This is a genomic window from Simplicispira piscis, assembly GCF_054783455.1.
In genome coordinates this window covers 347,458-363,576 of record NZ_BAAGQN010000015.1, presented here as the reverse complement: position 1 = coordinate 363,576, position 16,119 = coordinate 347,458, and the positions used below count along the sequence as shown (strand labels likewise).

Genomic DNA, 16,119 nt, shown 5'->3' with positions numbered 1-16,119 from the left:
CGGCGCCCCAAAACACTGTCCACCCCGCGCCGCGAGATCCGGTTTCGTCACCAAGCTATTCCATGCCATTGATCGTTCAGAAATACGGCGGCACCTCGATGGGCTCGCCCGAGCGTATCCGCAATGTTGCCAAGCGTGTGGCCAAGTGGGCACGTGCTGGCCACCAGGTCGTTGTGGTGCCCAGCGCCATGAGCGGCGAAACCAATCGCCTGCTGGCCCTGGCCAAAGAACTTGCGCCCGAGCGTGCCATGCAGGCCTACCACCGCGAACTCGACATGCTGGCCGCCACGGGTGAGCAGGCCTCGTCGGCCCTGCTGGCCATTGCCTTGCAGGCAGAGGGCATGGAGGCCGTCAGCTACGCCGGCTGGCAAGTGCCTATTCGCACCGACAGCAGCCATACCAAAGCCCGCATTGAATCCATTGACGACAAGCGCGTGCGTGCCGACCTGGACGCTGGCCGAGTGGTTATCGTCACAGGCTTTCAGGGTATCGACGACCTGGGCAACATCACCACCCTGGGCCGCGGCGGCTCAGACACGTCGGCCGTTGCCGTGGCAGCGGCCATGAAGGCGGCCGAGTGCCTGATCTTCACGGATGTTGATGGTGTGTACACGACCGACCCGCGCGTGGTTCCGGCAGCGCGCCGCCTGCACACCGTGAGTTTCGAGGAAATGCTCGAAATGGCCAGCCTGGGCAGCAAGGTGCTGCAGATCCGCTCGGTCGAATTCGCAGGCAAGTACAAGGTGCCCATGCGCGTGCTGTCGAGCTTTACGCCCTGGGACATTGACATCAACGAAGAAGCCAAATCCGGCACGCTGATCACTTTTGAGGAAGACGAAAAAATGGAACAAGCCGTCGTATCCGGCATCGCATTCAACCGCGGTGAAGCCAAAGTCTCGGTGCTCGGCGTGCCCGACACCCCCGGTATCGCCCACCGCATCCTGGGCCCCGTCGCTGATGCCAACATCGAGGTTGATGTGATCATCCAGAACATCAGCAAAGACGGCAAGGCGGACTTCAGCTTCACCATCAGCCAGGCGGACTACGCCCGCACGATGGACTTGCTGCGCGAATCCGTAGCCCCCGCAATGGGCGCACAAGAGGTTGTAGGTGACCCCAATATCTGCAAGGTCAGCATCGTCGGCATCGGCATGCGCAGCCACGTCGGCGTGGCCAGCAAGATGTTCCGCGTGTTGAGTGAAGAGGGCATCAACATCCAGATGATCTCCACATCCGAGATCAAGACCTCGGTGGTCATCGACGAAAAATACCTTGAATTGGCAGTGCGTGCACTGCACACCGCCTTCGATCTGGACAAGCCCGCAGAGTAAAAGCGCCTCTAAACTGAGGCATAATAGTGGGATTGGAAACGTGACCGAGTGGCCGAAGGTGCTCCCCTGCTAAGGGAGTATGGGGTGTAGAGCCTCATCGAGGGTTCGAATCCCTCCGTTTCCGCCAGATAAAAAGCCTAAGTGATTGATTCACTTGGGCTTTTTTATTTTGTGCTTTGGCAGGTATGCCATCTGGTATGCCATAACTGGCTGGCTGTTACTGGATGACATCGGTTGACTTTGGATATCCAGCTCACACCTGTCCGCTTCGCAGCGCTCCCGGTCACTCGTCGGGATCGGCCCGGCTCACGGACTGTGCACAACACCAGCCATCGAGTGAACCGAGCTACTTCGGCTCGAAAGGCCGGTCTCGAAGGTATTGCGGAAGTAGCCACCTTATTAAGTGGGAGCGCGCGCCTCGGAATGCGCCAGCTACACTAGCGACGCTATTCCGGGAGACCTTCGGAAGTGAAGCTGGTGCAAGAAAATAAGTGGGGGGAGTGCCGATGACTAGAGACAGTAAGCCATTGCTTCGGGTGAACCAATGGCTGGGGACGTGGGACATAGCGAGCTGGGGCGGCAATCGCCCAAAGCCGCCGACGCATTTTTACGTTGGCTCGCTCTCGCTCAAAACACTACGAGCCCTGAGCGGTGTCCAGCCCAGAACCATTGAAGATCGTCGAGCCAGCAAGACCGCGGGATATCAGCGCACGCATGACGAGGACAGGCTCTCAAAGATTGGCCGCTACCTGGAGTACGGTTTTCCCTTGTCTACTGAAGGAGGCCTGGACCCGCAGGCCCACACAGAGCTGGTCAATCCCGGATGGCTACCGACCAGCATCTTGGTTAATGTGCTTGGCCCTAATGAAACACGCACTCGAAAAGGCAAGGAGCGAACCGTTGTACCGGCCGATCTGGTCAACATCGCCGCCAACGGCCAGTTTTATCAGCTGAACTTCCCGGTCACCGATGTTGATCCCGCGCAAGCGCTGCCGCCGTTAGAAATTGTCGACGGGCAACATCGATTGCTAGCCACGGATCTGATTGATTTGCCAGACGACTACGAGGTACCGGTCGTCATGTTCGACAACTTGCCCCTTACCTGGCAGGCGTATCTGTTCTGGGTCATCAACGTTGAGCCGAAACGCATCAACACCAGCCTAGCGTTCGATTTGTATCCAGAGCTGCGCGATCAAGAATGGCTCAAGCGAGGCGAGTCCATCAAGATCTACCAAGAGCATCGATCTCAAGAACTGGCCGAAGTCCTTTGGCGCAACCCGTCCAGCCCGTGGAAAGATCGCATCGAGCTGTTTGGCAAGCGCGTTGATGGGCACGTTTCGAACGCTGCGGCGATTCGATCGCTGATGGCCACATTCGTGCGGACCTGGGCGAAGGGTAATGACGCCGGGGCCGACCTGGAAGACATCACAAAATTGGGTGGCCTGTTCGGTTCGATCGACAGGAACGGCACACGCTACATCATCCGCTGGCGGAGACCCGAACAAGCTGCATTCCTGATACTTTGCTGGAACGCAATTCAGTCAGCCACTGCTGCCTCAAGGGCATCGTGGAAGCTTGCGTTGGCCGAGAACGCCGGGAAGTCCGAAGACGCTGCTGCAGCTTACGCGTTTGCTGGTCCCTACACCCTCCTGGCCACTGACCAGGGCTTCCGCGCAATCAGCTTCGCGTACAACACCCTAGCGCAACTGGTCTACGACAAGATCGGGTTACTTGAGATTGAAGGGTCTGAGGACCAGTCCGAGCCCAACGATGAACTCGTTGCCAAAGCTCTAAAGCAGTTGGAATCAAACCGAAACCTGACAACTTTTGTACAGGCGGTGGCAACAGCGCTTGTCGACGAGGTCGATTGGCGAACAAGCGCCGCCCCTGGCATTGCCGAGAAAGACAAGGTCGTGCAAGGCCAGTATCGCGGCAGCAGCGGCTACAAAGCGCTAAATAAAGCAGCTTTGACGGCAGCCTCAAAGTCTAAGAACGACAACGTCAGCGACGCCGCTACGCGCGCCCTGGCTATTCTGGGCTGGGGCAATGAATAGTCGCCATCGCCGCAGCCAAGCACAACGGAGTCAGCCTCAGAATCGCCAGCACCGTAACGCGCCCCCGCCTGCGCAAGCCGCGCCAGCAAGCCTGATACCTATCGATCTGTGCGCCCCGAGCTTGATACAAAACAGCTATGCCAGCCTTATCAGAGCAGCGCAGCCCTTCGGCGCTCCTCTGCTACCAGCAACAGAGCCGAAGACAACTCCAGCAGCTCTTGCCGTTGATGCTCTCTTGCACTTGACCGAGGGCTGGCGATTTCTGTCGGCCGCGCTGTCATCAATGCTCGGCAATGCTCCAGCACAAGCAGTTCACTTCGCCTACTACGCCGAGCTGAGGGCAGTCATATCGCTACTGTCATCCCACGGGATGCGAGTCAGCAACCGAGACAACAGCTATTTGGAGCGTGGCGGAACATCGAAAGTGCCTTCCTGGCGAACGATGGGAACGCACACGGTTGTCTGGAAGCTTTGGGAAGCCTGGGCCACGACCCCGGCAGCCGAAGCGCTTTTGCTCGACCAACTGAAAATTCTCCCATCTGTCACGATTGGAGATCTCAAGGCTTCAGTCGGTCGAGTCGCGGTTAACCCCACATTGACCCGCTGGGCGCTTGATCTCGCCATGGGGAACGAACACACAGCGAGAAACCAAGCAAGCTACGAAACGTCGGCGGCTAGAGCCCCGCTTCAGACGATGCAGGTCTCGGACTTCGAGTTTGTGCGCGATCTATGGGCGCTGGCCGAGCCCACCGGCTTTGGCCTGAGGTTCGAACAGGAGCTGGTCAGATATCTTGTCAACGCCGAGCTAAATGATGATGCCGTTGCGATCGACGAGGCTGCACGAGTTGCTTGGCGACAACGCCTCGTCGCCGACCTGGAGCGAACCACCGGCACGCCCCGCGCAACACTTGAAGCCTTCTTCCACGGCGGCGCATCTCCATCACCAGTTTTCCAGCTTGCGTTCGATACTGATGTGAAACCGGCGAACATGATTGCTCGCGCATTTTTTTTGCTCCGTTTGGCAACCCTGATGCCAAACAGCGCACTGGCTAGCCACCCAGCAACACCAGCTAAGGAGTGGCTCAAGGACTGGCTGGAGCATGCAGGACTTTTTGACCCCTCAGCCGGGACGCAGCCGGAAGAAAAATGGTTGGACTTCGAGCACCTGAGTCAGCTCGCTGTTCCACCAATGCCATTGCCTGCTCAGCTGCATTCGACGTCCTCGCGCAGCATGGATACCCACCTGCTATCGAGAGCTGACGCGCTACTTGCATGGAGCACCAGTCTTTGAAATACATGGGCTCCAAGCGAGCGATGCTTGGCAATGGTCTGGGCGAAGTGTTAGGAGGGATGGTAGGCAGGCACAAGCGATTTGTTGATCTCTTCGCCGGTTCTGCTTCAGTCGCCTGGCATGTAGCGGGACGCTATCCGATAGAAACTTGGGCGTTTGATCTCCAACGTTACAGCGCGGTGCTTGCTGCGGCCGTAGTTCAGCGAAACAGTCCGGCCGATCCCGTCAAACTCTGGAACGACTGGTCGCGCCGGGCTGCCCCGCGATTCAGTGCATTTGATGCCCCGACGTCCAGGGACATCAGCGAAGCTTTCGTCATGAAGGCTCGGAGCTGGTCGAACCAGTTTGACAAGACCAGCCTTGTCAACGCCTACGCAGGACACTACTACAGCCCGGTTCAAGCGGCTTGGATTCAGGCGCTGAGAGACACCGTTCCCACCAAGTCTCCAAATAGGGAAATCTGCCTTGCCGCGCTTGTGACGGCCGCCAGCAAATGCGCCGCGGCCCCTGGCCATACAGCACAGCCATTCCAGCCAACTGACACGGCGCTTAAGTACCTGCAGATAAGCTGGCAACGCAATTTGTGTGCTGACATACAGGCAGCGCTCGCTCAGGTTGCCCCACTTCACGCCCAGGTAGTCGGGGAAGCCCACGTCGGGGATGCCAACAAAGTTGCATCGCAACTGAGGCACGGCGATCTCGTTTTCATCGACCCACCATACTCTGCCGTTCAATACAGCCGCTTCTATCACGTGCTTGAAGCCATTGCTGTAGGCGTCACGAGTCCCGTCTTCGGCGTTGGCCGCTATCCACCGCTCAGCGAGAGGCCTAGTTCGCAGTACAGTCAAAAGACGACATCTCTAGCGGCGATCCAAGAGCTACTGACAACGCTGGCGGAACGTGACGTTTCCGCAATAGTCACTTTTCCAGATCACGAATGCTCAAATGGCATTGATGCCAGCATGATCAAGAGCGCCGCGTCCAAAATCTTCAAGGTCGAGACTCACCGTGTGTCCAGCGTGTTCAGCACGTTAGGCGGCCCGGCGTCTAAAACGCATGGACCACGGCTCGCGCGGCTGAGTGCTGATGAGATGATCCTGTGCATGGAACCAAAATGACCTGCCACCTGATCAAAGCGTTGGGGATAGCGCGCTGACTTGCTAGCATCCAATTAATCACCGGATCGTCGGCGCTGCACATCAAGTGACCGGTCTCGGTTGTACATCGGTCATACAAGCTGCTGCCTGTCGAATGTCTGGTGATGGTGCTCGCTGTTGTTCGGACCACCCACCGCGAAAGACTCTTTTCAGCCTGCAGCGGTAGGAGCGGGTTACCAGCTGGTAGCCCAACTTTCCACAGATGAGGCAATGGTTGACGCACCACGTACTGGTACTTCAAAACCCCAAGCTCGGCAAGAACTCCACCCCTGTCCGCTTCACCAGCTCCTGGTAGCTGATCGGTCGCCCGACACGCTCCCCCTCCCGGTTCTCCTGCCAGTGCGCCCAGGCCCGCTTGTCATGCTGGTCGTACACCAGCTTGAACAGATAGGTCGGCACCCTGACCCCGTTGTCTCCGATTCGTGGACTCTCCGGCGTGAACACCGGCCCGGTGATCACGAACACATCCCCCTTGGCTCTTCGCACATAGTGGCGCGTGTCCTGCTCAATCTTGGCCCAGGCACCCCCGTTGTGCTGGATGTCCTGCGGCACCATATTGGCCAGGCTGAAGCTCTGGGCCATGGCTGTCGGCGTGGGCATGTCCCCCGCAGGTGCCATGTGCCCTCTAGAGAAACCCGAGCGTTTGTAGTCTTCCAGTTCCGCTCGCTCGCCCCTGGGCAACCTGGCATCGGCGAAGAACTTGGTCGCGCGCCTCTCATCGGCATCCTCGATGCTGCGCCGGTTCAGGCGCTGCGCCACATAGACCGGGGTCTTGGTCTGGCCGCTGTGCAGGAGGGCAAAGGCTTCGTAGCAAAGCTCCCGTTGCTTGGGTCGGGGTGTTATGGCGGGTGGTTTGCCGTTGGCAAAAAACTGCGGGCACTGCGCAAAGCTCGTCGGGTGTCCTGCAGCGCTGTCGATGGCTTCCAGCGCAGACACACGGGCTTGGGACTCATTGGCAGTGGCCAGGGCAAGGATCGCGGTCACGCGCAGCAGGTGCGACCAGGGGGAGGACAGTTTCACTTCAAACGCTTGGTTCACTGCTGATGAGAATGTGCGGCGGGATTGCAGCACATGGATTCGTCGGCTGGGTTTCTACCCCACGCGCAAGCCCTCGGCCGGGAACGGCCGCAGGAACTCCATGCTGCGGCTCACGGGGGCCTGCAGCCAGTCGTCGAACTGCTCCGGCTCCAGGATCACGACCATGCGTTTCTCGTCGGCTGGCTTGTGGAACAGGTTCATCAGCGGATGCTGGTCGGCATTGATGGTCAGCATGGTGAAGCTATGCACGACCTCACCCCGGGGAGACTTCCACTGATCCCAGAGCCCCGCGATCCCCATGGGCTGGCCGTCAGCCCGGTTGATTCGGGTGGGGACGGCCTTGCCTGTGCGCCAGTCCGGTTCGTAGATGGCCATGGCCGGGATGATGCAGTGGCGTGTATGGCGCCAGGCGTCCCGGAAGCTCGGCTTGATGGCCACCGTCTCGGAACGGGCGTTGTAGGTGTGGCGCCCCAGCTTGAGGTCGCTGGCCCAGTGCGGCACCAGACCGTACTGCCCGATCAAGGCTTCATGGGGAGACACGGCCTCGTCGCCCACATCGGCATGCGGGTGCCTGCGGATGAAGCTGCCCTGGTAGCAGGGCCACATGTCCTCCTTGCCTTCCATGGCCGGAGGCTCGGCCTGGAAGACCTCTCGGTAGGCTTCAGGTCGCTGGAGGCCCTGGTAGTGGCTGCACATGGCCTGTTCTGTCCTTGTGTGGTGTGTTCTTGTCCCCAATCGCTGGGGTCAACGCTGTGGATAGTTCTCTGGATAAGCCCTGCTGGCCGCATCAATCCTGGCTTGCAGCACTGCGCTCAAGCATTAGGCAGAGCATAGCCAGAGCGCCATGCCCGGGAATTGCCCCGGATCGGCAGGCAGGAATATACTGTACTTAATAACAGTGTTTGTGCTCGCCACCTCTATTCGGCTCCCCGCCCCATGCTCTCGGTTCTCGACCCTCTTTGCTCGTCCCCTGAGCCCTATCGCCCCAGCCTCATCGCACAGGAGATCGATGCCTGTGTGCATGCGGGTTTTCCGTCACCGGCCGAGGATTTCCAGGCGGAACGGATTGATGTGCTTAAGCATATCGTCCGGCATCCCCAGGCCACCTACACCCTGCGAGTGCGAGGTGACTCCATGCGCGATGAAGGCGTCTTCGACGGGGATGTGATCCTGGTGGACCGGGCCATCAAGCCACGCCATGGCCTCATCGTCGTGGCCGTGGTCGATGGGGCCTTCACCTGCAAGAAGCTGTGGCTGCGCGCTGGCAAGCTCAAGCTCCAGGCCGCGAACCCCGCCTACGAAGACATCGTCCCCCAGGACGGGCAGACCATTGAGGTGTGGGGTGTCGTACTTGCCAGCGTCAAGCAGTTCAAGACTTGAAGCGGAGCACTGCCATGCGTACCGTTGAGTGCTGTGACCCCGGCAGAACAAGGCCATGTTTGCGCTAGTCGATGGCAACAACTTCTACGTCAGCTGCGAGCGGGTGTTCCGGCCAGACCTGGAGCTCCGACCGGTCATCGTTCTGAGCAACAACGATGGCTGCGCCATCGCACGCTCCAACGAAGCCAAGGCCCTGGGGGTGCGCATGGGACACCCCTGGCACGAGATTCGGCACCTGGAACACGAGGCGGGCCTGGTGGCCCTATCGGCCAACTTTGCGTTGTACGGGGACATGAGCGACCGTATGGCCAGCCTGGTGGCAGGGCTGGGCCACCGGCAGGAGGTGTACTCCATCGATGAGAGCTTTGTGGACCTCAGTGGCATCCGGGGCGACCTGACAGAGCGAGCCCATTCCATCCGTGCCCGGGTGCTGCAGTGGGCGGGCATACCTTGCGGGATCGGCATTGCACCGACCAAGACCCTGGCCAAGCTGGCCAACCATGTGGCCAAGACGGCCGAACGCAAACCAGGTTCCTACCCTGCAGAACTGGCCCAGGTCTGCAACCTGGCCCAGTTGCCCCCCACAGAGCGCGATGCGGTACTGCACGCCACCGATGTGGCCGAAGTCTGGGGCGTGGGGCGCAAGATCGCCGCACAGCTCAAGGGCGCAGGGATCGAGACCGTGCTGGACCTGGCACGCCTGGACCCGGCCACCGTGCGCAGGCGATGGTCCGTCGTGCTGGAGCGCACGGTGCGAGAACTGCAAGGCATGCCCTGCATTGGACTGGATGATCAACCGCCACCCAAGAGGGAAATTGCCTGTACGCGTTCCTTCGGGCAGCCCATCAGTGATCTCCCTGCGCTGGAACAGGCTGTGAGCACGTTTGCCAGCATGGCTGCGCAGAAGCTGCGCAGGCAGGGCAGCCACACCGCCCATGTGCTGGTGTTCATCCACACGAGCCCCTACCGCAAGGGGCCGCAGTACGCACGCTCGATCACCGTACCGCTGCAAAGCGCCACCAGTGACACCGTGCCGATTGCCAAGGCAGCGCTGATCGGCCTGCGCCGAATCTACCGGCCGGGTTATGCCTTCATCAAGGCGGGCGTCATGCTGCTGGACTTGCACAGCGCACGCCTCAAACAAGGAGAGCTTGAGCTGGAGCCCCTGGAGAGCCACGAAGGCTCTCGGGAGCGGCTTATGGGGGTGCTCGATGAACTCAACCAGCGCTATGGACGCGGGACTCTGAAGCTAGCCAGCGCCGGAGTGCAGACGCAGGGAGAGCGTGCTAGTTGGGCGATGCGGCAGGAACGCAGGTCACCGGCCTATACGACACGTTGGGAAGACATGCTGGAGGTGGGGGATGTGTCTATTGCGAATCCAAAAAAAATACTGTCCACCACACCGCCCATGTGAGGGTCGGTGTGGTGCACAGCATCAAGCAATGCTCTCCCCGACGGGTGACGAATGTCTACCAGCCTTCTGTCTGAGCTTGTCCGCGAGTAACGGCTTTCCCCCGGAAATATGCAGTTCACTGCTGACATCCTGAGCATCACCATCGACCGGGTAGAACTCCTCCACCACAGCAGCCCCTTCTTCCTCGGACTCCTCAAAATCCCCGAGTGCAAAACCAGCCCTGGCCGCTTCATCCAGTGCCCCCTGATCGATGCCCACAGCCTTGCGCGCTTCCCACTCCTTGCGTGCAGCAGCAATGGCCTGCTCCATCGTGCTGTCCGACCGGAGCGTGAGGTCCACGTAGTAGATCGGCGTGCGGTGCGACAGCATGGTGGACTTCCCGCGCAAGCGCAGCTCCAGTGGCAAGGTGGACAGCAAGCCCCCCGACAGCGCATGGAAGTAGCGCAGCCGGGCCGAGAGAGTCCTGATGCTGTTGAACCCGGTGGTGCGCAGCACAAAGCTGCCCAGTTCATCACACCCGGTTCCCTCCACGTCGATACGCACATTCAGGCGCCCGTAGGGCTTGCAGTTGCCGCCTTCGGCCAAGGGGCATGCCTGAGGTGACGGGCATGCAAAGCTCTGCATCCCGGACAGGGTGGCCCGCTTGCAGGTCTCCCCGTTGCCCACACACAGGGGCCGTCCTGTGGCGCGGTCAAACATCGTGTAGTTCGCCCGCAAGATCAGGTCCGGATCGTCAAACAGCAGGCGCACCGGAATGCTGCGCAGCTTGGCTCCCTTGTCCTTGCGCAACTGTTCATCGAGCGGGTGGTTTACCCAGCCATCGCGGTTCTGCACCTGGCTGGTGATGGTGAATTCGTCATCTTTCTCCGGCAAGCGCTTGCCGTTCTTCTCCACGACTTTGCCAATCGATATCCGGCCAATGACCGGGGGTGTCAATGCCAAACCTTTGAGCATGATGATTCCTTTCAAGACAAAGAGAACGGACCTGCACCGATGTGGTGGAGGTCCGCTGTTGAATGGTTGATGGGTACGGGGTGTGGGGCTCTGGCGCTTGCCTCGCCCGGCTTCTGCTGCACCAAAAACCGCCGACTGCCTGGCTTGGTGAGTGAATAGGCCTGCGCCAGGTCGGGCCGGTCCTTGAGCAATTGCACGGTGTCCAAGGTTGTTCCATCCTTGCTGCGCTTCCAGGACACTTCCCCGGTCTCGAACAGAGCCCGTGTCGCCTCGCCCATGTGCTGCTGAATGCGTTGCTTGAGTTGGGCCTCCAGTGCGGTCTGGGTGGTGATGACCTCCCGCACCGCCAGCAGGTCGGAAAACACACCGGACATCTCCAGGTCGGTCGAGAAATCTAGCGTGGTGCCGCTGTCGCGCGGATAGAGACAACGCAATGCCAAATCCGCAGAGTCCGAACCGTCGGCTGGCGGCTCCTGGTCCCGCTCCACGTAGCCCCAGAACTGCTGCTCCAGCTGGATCAGCTGGGTCATCATCTCGGCGTCCCGTTCGATGCGGAACACCTGCAGTTCCTGCCCGCCCATGAGCACCGCCACATCCGCCGCCTGTTTGCCGGTCACAGCCAGCTGGTGCATCACCTGCAGTTGCACGTACTCAGGCACGCCATCGCGCCACAGCCGAGAGCCGTGGATGCCCGCCGTCTTGCACTCCAGGATCTGGACCTCCGGAGTACCCATGACCTCCCGGTCAAGGTTCGCCAGCATCCAGGAATGTTCAGGGTGCTGCAGTACCGCGTTGACGCGCCGTACGCGGTTGCCCGTGCGCCGGGTGTAGTGCGCTGCCACGATGGGTTCGAGCAGCGTGCCCCAGTACAGCGGGCTTTGGTCGTCATTGGGATCGACGACAGGCAGACCGGCATCGCGCCCGGTCTTTTCCATCCACAGCTGCAGCTGGGACTTGTAGGGATGCAGGCCCACCGCAGCGGCAGCATCGGAACTGCCAATACCGCCCTTGCGGACTGCCAGCCAATCCTCTCGCTTCAGGTGGGTGGTCTTGACCAGCTTCAAAGCGGGCCGAGCCTGGAGTGTTGCTGACGAAGACGGAACAGGAACGGAAACCGCATCAACAGAGGGTAGAGACATGGTGACTCCTTGGGTGTAGAGACTCCCACACAACAAAAAGCCCCGGTCCCATTCAAGGGCCGGGGCTTTGTTGCGGGAAAAGTGGAAAGAAGCGAAGACTCTTGTGCCGCGTCCGATCGATCTGGCACTCACGACGCCAACTGCAGTGCCTGCTCCAACGCGCGTTGCTTGAGGGCTGCGCCTTGCCCGAACCAGGCACTGTCGAGCCGGTATTCCTGGCTGCGAGCGCGCCGCTCGTGGTCCACGAACTCGGTGACGGCGCACAGCAGACCCCAGGCCGTGCCCTTGGCGGCCTGCAGTTCTGCACCACGGCCCTGGCCCTCATACATCGCCTGCACCTTCTTGAGGGCACGCTCGTTCGTGAGACCCATGGCCTGGTCGGCATGGGCATCCGTCTGGCACAGCACCTTGAGGAAGTAGTTCATGGACTCATGGCTCTTGACCTTGCGTTCCGAGAGTGTCTTCATGCGGTACATGAAGCTGTCCCACTGGGAGACCGCAATGCCCAATTGCTTCTTGACCGCCTGGGCATCAAAGGTTGTGCTGTGGGGCACCTTGATGGCGCTGGTGGCACCACTGAGGGCGATGGACAAGGTGTTGTTGCAGACCACCCGGATCGTGGTGGGCGTGGCTGTGGTGGCGAGACTGCCGTCGCAGGAGGTAGCCAGCAGCAGATAGCCGTTGACCACATCGTTGCCCTTGAGGGCTGAGGTCTTGCCGGTGCGAGCCAGTGCCCAGAACTTGCGTCCGGCCTTAAGGACACCGGCTGTTTCCAATTCATAGCCGGAGACCTCCGTAAGATCCCGGTAGAACTCCAGCACTTCCTTGGGCTGGACTACCTGGTAGCGGCCTGACACCACGGACAAGGGGGCCTTGGTATCGCTGCGGTACAGCACCTTCTGGTCGGGAAACTCCATGGCTTCGCCGTAGAGGTTGGAGCTGTCATCGGTGGCCAGGTAGCGCACTGGCGTCTCCCGGATATGCCATTGCATGCCAGCGGCCTGTGCCCAGACGTCGATAGGTTGTTTCTTGGGCAGGGCATTGCCCAGTTGGTGCCAGGGTGTCTGGCCGACATGGGCCATGGTTTCAACGAGGTGTGACATGGGGGGTCTTTCGAAATGAAGATAGAACGGGAAAGGGAGGAGAGAGCAACGGTGTCCAGAGGAGGTTGCGGATCTGGGCGCAAGGTCAAGAACGGGAAGGGCTGGTGAACACAGCGCCGCAGTCCTGGCACTCGCAGTTGCCGAGGTAGTGCGCGTCAACGACATCGCCCAAGCGGCTACCAGCAACTGAGCCCGCAGTGGCGCCGAGCAGGCCACCCAGCAGGGCACCAGCGATGCCTCCGAGGGCGATACCAACGGGGCCACCAACAGCCCCGAAAGAAGCGCCGGCCTGGGCACCGGACCAGGTGCTGGCAGCGCCGCTGGCTGCTCCGGCGACACCGCCGAGGGTTCTTCCGGTATCGCGACCGACTTGGCGGGTGGTCACGTGGGTGGATTTGCAGATGGGACAAACAGTCATGGAGAGCTCCTTGCGATGGACGCAAAAAAGCCCGGGGCACGCGAAGGTGCACCGGGCTTGTGGGTGGGGTGAAATCAGACCAACGGAGGGCTGGTCAGGGTGGGGTTACCTGGATGGCAATGGGTATATGTGTAACTGAGGGGAGTTCAGATGAGGGGCCTGGGTCGGCACTTCTTCGGTAAGAACCCACGTGGCTCCTGCTCGCTTGAACTGTGTCGGCGTGCCTGTACTCATCGCTGTCAAAAAAATGGCCACCCGGCGCTTGCAAAAAAACTTATAGTGCTATAATATTGCGCCTGTGGATTCGGTGGTTGGTGCTGCATAAGCCGCCGAGTATGTTTACATGCGTGCAATGCGCCCATAACGCCAAAGGGTCAGCGTGTGCCTGACTAACAACTGTTGTGCTACAGCATCCCAGCTGTACCTGCAGTTCACCTCTACTACTACTATTCTTTCTGTAGCGCTTTGGTTACGCCTTTGCGTGTTCAGATGGTACGTAGCACTAAATACTCAAAACTAGAAGCATCTGCTTCTGCGCGTAAATTGGTCCAGTCACATCCCGGTGTGATGTAAGGCCCTCTCCAATTGGCAGCTCAGCAGTCGTTAAGACTGCTGAGCAAGCCATCTAAAAGCCTGCCCTGTGCAGCGCATCAATACTGACGTACGCGATTCATTTCGCGATGCTCAGCGTCCAAACGCGCCTAGCGCGACTACTACGAATTGATCGATCGCCACGACAAGGGTCGCGCCTTGCTTGTCGTTATAGGCCAACGCGACACCAGCCGCCATCTCGCAAAGAGATCGCGAGGTGGCACACAGAGGATTTGTTTTTGGAGTAGATGATGTTAGACAAAGTAATCATCAGACTGTCAGAGCTAACGCACATGACAGGGCTGTCAAAATCAACGCTGGCAGATAAACAGAATCGAAAATCACCACGTTTCGATCCCACGTTTCCGATTAAGGTTTCATTGGGTCCGAGAGCAGTCGGCCATTTTCGCGAGGACGTCCTTGCTTGGTTATCTAGCCGAAAGGAAGTAGCGCAACCTGGAGATAGAAAATGATAATCTATCCGTTACCCAACGAACTGCTTCCAAGAAAATTTGATACGACTGTGAGCGAAGTCGCCATGGCACTGCAGGCCCCCATTGAATTGGTGACCTCAGTCGCATTGGCCGCAGCTGCCGTCGCTGTTGGGCATAACTGTACAGTGCAAAGAAAGCCCGGTTTAGACGGGCCGACTTCTCTCTTTATCCTAGTCATTTGCGATTCAGGCGAGCGCAAGAGTGCAGTGCAAAGCCTGATATTTAAGGAAATCAATGACCTGCAGAGCGTTTGGCAGCATGATGCGTCTGAAGAGGCCGAGCGCATCAAGGTTGAGCACACCATATGGACTGAGAAAGTAAAACTTGCGCGTGCCGCTCTAAAACGTACAGCTCGAAAGCACGGCGCACTGGATGAGGCGGAAAACCGATTACGCGACATCCTCATCGCTGAGCCAAAACCCACGAAGGCAAGGCGAATCATCTATGTTGATTCCACCCCGGAAGCGCTGCTCTTGGGCCTGCACGAATGCGGCAATTCCGCTGGCCTGGTGCATGATGAGTTTGGGCAGTTCATCGATGGTCCCATGGCAAGCAAATTGCCGCTGTTGAACTCACTGTGGAGCGGCATGAATGCCACAGTGGATCGCAAGACCAGCGACAGTTTCGTGCTGACGAACGCTCGACTCACCTGTCTGTTCCAAGCGCAACCCGAAGTCTTTAAGCGCTTTATGCTCAAACAAGGACAGCAGGCTCGTGGCAATGGTTTCTTGTCCAGGACGCTCCTAGGTTTCCCTCTATCGACCCAGGGATGGCGGGCTGAAACCGCTGAAGTGGCTTGCCCAAAGCTGGAATGGTTCTATGAGCGCTGCAAGGCATTGCTCAGCAGGACCGAGCAGAGAGTGCTGAGGTTCTCCCCGGTTGCCCAAGTCCGATGGCATGACATTTCTGCCTCCTATGAACTGCAGATGCAACCCAATGGAATCTTCAATGACATGAAGGATTTCGCATCCAAGGCAGCTGAAAACATCGCCCGTGTGGCGGCTGTGCTGCATGCTTTTGAGACCGATGACAGCGATGAAATCTCAGACGAGGTCCTGATCGCCGCCAATAACTTGGTCGCTTGGCATGGAGAGCAGTATCGATCCGTTTTAACTAGCACAAACCTCTTAGAGGAGAAACAGCGAAGAATCGACGAGCTCTACAACTGGATCGCATCAACCATGATGAGCAGGAATTGGAACCACCTTTTGTGTAGCTATTTGATGCAATATGGCCCTAACTTCGCGCGCAAAAAGGCGGTCATGCATGAGCTCCTCGACTCACTAGCGCAATCTGGGCGTATCCTCATTTTTTATGATGGAAAAAGAAAATTTATCCAATTGCCACGGCCAACATTTCAATGCTGGTAAATTTTGATAAACATTTGAAGAGTAACAGCATCGCACCAGCTAGCTGGTGCGATGCTCAAGTTAACCAATGACGACTGTCCCGCCATTAACATCCATGAAAGAAAAATCAACAAATAGATCATCACTTATATTGCGAACGCAAAACCGTCTTTCACCATCATACATACAACCCAGGGAACGCTCAATCCACGCGATCAAACCCATCCCCCAGGCACTCGACGTCCTGCATAACTCCTCACGGCGTGTGATAGCGTGGACTCGGGCGGTCTGCGTCGTTGCGTTTCACAGGCAATAGCTATGGCTATTGCCTGTGAAACGCGCCTAGCATCCCATCCCGATCCGCACTACACCCGCTCGCGTAGAGTTATGCAGGACATCCCTAAGG

At 58.9% G+C, this 16,119-nt stretch carries 14 protein-coding genes and 1 tRNA gene; 9 read left to right on the top strand and 6 right to left on the bottom strand.

Annotated elements, in window-relative coordinates; genetic code table 11:
- The first annotated feature begins 62 nt into the window (after positions 1 to 62).
- From ACYVOC_RS11420 to ACYVOC_RS11400, 5 genes are all read left to right on the top strand, one after another.
- The gene (locus ACYVOC_RS11420) at positions 63 to 1,331 is read left to right on the top strand and encodes an aspartate kinase (RefSeq protein ID WP_116004507.1); all 1,269 of its coding nucleotides are present in this window, start codon (positions 63 to 65) and stop codon (positions 1,329 to 1,331) included.
- Between the two features lie 34 nt (positions 1,332 to 1,365).
- A tRNA-Ser gene (locus ACYVOC_RS11415) sits at positions 1,366 to 1,458 on the top strand.
- 379 nt (positions 1,459 to 1,837) lie between these two features.
- Complete coding sequence (locus ACYVOC_RS11410) at positions 1,838 to 3,385, top strand: DGQHR domain-containing protein (RefSeq protein ID WP_461161883.1); 1,548 nt, start codon at positions 1,838 to 1,840, stop codon at positions 3,383 to 3,385.
- A gap of 235 nt (positions 3,386 to 3,620) precedes the next feature.
- Positions 3,621 to 4,676, top strand: a complete 1,056-nt coding sequence (locus tag ACYVOC_RS11405; RefSeq protein ID WP_461161882.1) for a hypothetical protein — start codon at positions 3,621 to 3,623, stop codon at positions 4,674 to 4,676.
- On the top strand, positions 4,658 to 5,794 hold the full coding sequence (locus ACYVOC_RS11400; RefSeq protein WP_461161881.1) for a DNA adenine methylase: 1,137 nt from the start codon (positions 4,658 to 4,660) through the stop codon (positions 5,792 to 5,794). The genes ACYVOC_RS11405 and ACYVOC_RS11400 overlap by 19 nt, the downstream gene beginning before the upstream one ends.
- 276 nt (positions 5,795 to 6,070) lie before the next feature.
- Here the strand turns inward: ACYVOC_RS11400 and ACYVOC_RS11395 are convergent, their stop codons facing one another.
- Complete coding sequence (locus ACYVOC_RS11395) at positions 6,071 to 6,853, bottom strand: DNA/RNA non-specific endonuclease (protein WP_461161880.1); 783 nt, start codon at positions 6,851 to 6,853, stop codon at positions 6,071 to 6,073.
- Positions 6,854 to 6,925: 72 nt separating this feature from the next.
- Positions 6,926 to 7,567: an SOS response-associated peptidase gene (locus ACYVOC_RS11390; protein WP_461161879.1), complete on the bottom strand. Its 642-nt coding sequence runs from the start codon at positions 7,565 to 7,567 to the stop codon at positions 6,926 to 6,928.
- A gap of 240 nt (positions 7,568 to 7,807) precedes the next feature.
- Here ACYVOC_RS11390 and ACYVOC_RS11385 point away from each other — a divergent pair, with 240 nt between their 5' ends.
- Together ACYVOC_RS11385 and ACYVOC_RS11380 are read left to right on the top strand one after the other, a co-directional pair.
- Positions 7,808 to 8,251, top strand: coding sequence for a LexA family protein (locus tag ACYVOC_RS11385; protein ID WP_461161878.1), 444 nt, complete (start codon positions 7,808 to 7,810; stop codon positions 8,249 to 8,251).
- Between the two features lie 55 nt (positions 8,252 to 8,306).
- The gene (locus tag ACYVOC_RS11380; RefSeq protein ID WP_461161877.1) at positions 8,307 to 9,665 is read left to right on the top strand and encodes a Y-family DNA polymerase; all 1,359 of its coding nucleotides are present in this window, start codon (positions 8,307 to 8,309) and stop codon (positions 9,663 to 9,665) included.
- A 21-nt stretch (positions 9,666 to 9,686) separates the two neighbouring features.
- On the opposite strand, the gene ACYVOC_RS11375 is transcribed toward ACYVOC_RS11380, so the two are convergent.
- The 4 genes from ACYVOC_RS11375 to ACYVOC_RS11360 form a co-directional block, all read right to left on the bottom strand.
- Complete coding sequence (locus ACYVOC_RS11375) at positions 9,687 to 10,619, bottom strand: recombination directionality factor (RefSeq protein ID WP_461161876.1); 933 nt, start codon at positions 10,617 to 10,619, stop codon at positions 9,687 to 9,689.
- An 11-nt stretch (positions 10,620 to 10,630) separates the two neighbouring features.
- Positions 10,631 to 11,758, bottom strand: coding sequence for a YqaJ viral recombinase family nuclease (locus tag ACYVOC_RS11370; protein ID WP_461161875.1), 1,128 nt, complete (start codon positions 11,756 to 11,758; stop codon positions 10,631 to 10,633).
- A gap of 128 nt (positions 11,759 to 11,886) precedes the next feature.
- Positions 11,887 to 12,861: a DUF932 domain-containing protein gene (locus tag ACYVOC_RS11365; RefSeq protein WP_461161874.1), complete on the bottom strand. Its 975-nt coding sequence runs from the start codon at positions 12,859 to 12,861 to the stop codon at positions 11,887 to 11,889.
- 85 nt (positions 12,862 to 12,946) lie between these two features.
- Positions 12,947 to 13,279: a hypothetical protein gene (locus ACYVOC_RS11360; RefSeq protein ID WP_461161873.1), complete on the bottom strand. Its 333-nt coding sequence runs from the start codon at positions 13,277 to 13,279 to the stop codon at positions 12,947 to 12,949.
- A gap of 839 nt (positions 13,280 to 14,118) precedes the next feature.
- On the opposite strand from ACYVOC_RS11360, the gene ACYVOC_RS11355 reads away from it, so the two are divergent.
- Together ACYVOC_RS11355 and ACYVOC_RS11350 are read left to right on the top strand one after the other, a co-directional pair.
- A complete protein-coding gene (locus tag ACYVOC_RS11355; RefSeq protein WP_461161872.1) occupies positions 14,119 to 14,343 on the top strand; it encodes a helix-turn-helix transcriptional regulator in 225 nt (74 codons plus the stop codon).
- Entirely contained in the window at positions 14,340 to 15,734 is a 1,395-nt protein-coding gene (locus ACYVOC_RS11350; protein ID WP_461161871.1) for a YfjI family protein, read from the top strand. The genes ACYVOC_RS11355 and ACYVOC_RS11350 overlap by 4 nt, the downstream gene beginning before the upstream one ends.
- Positions 15,735 to 16,119 lie beyond the last annotated feature (385 nt).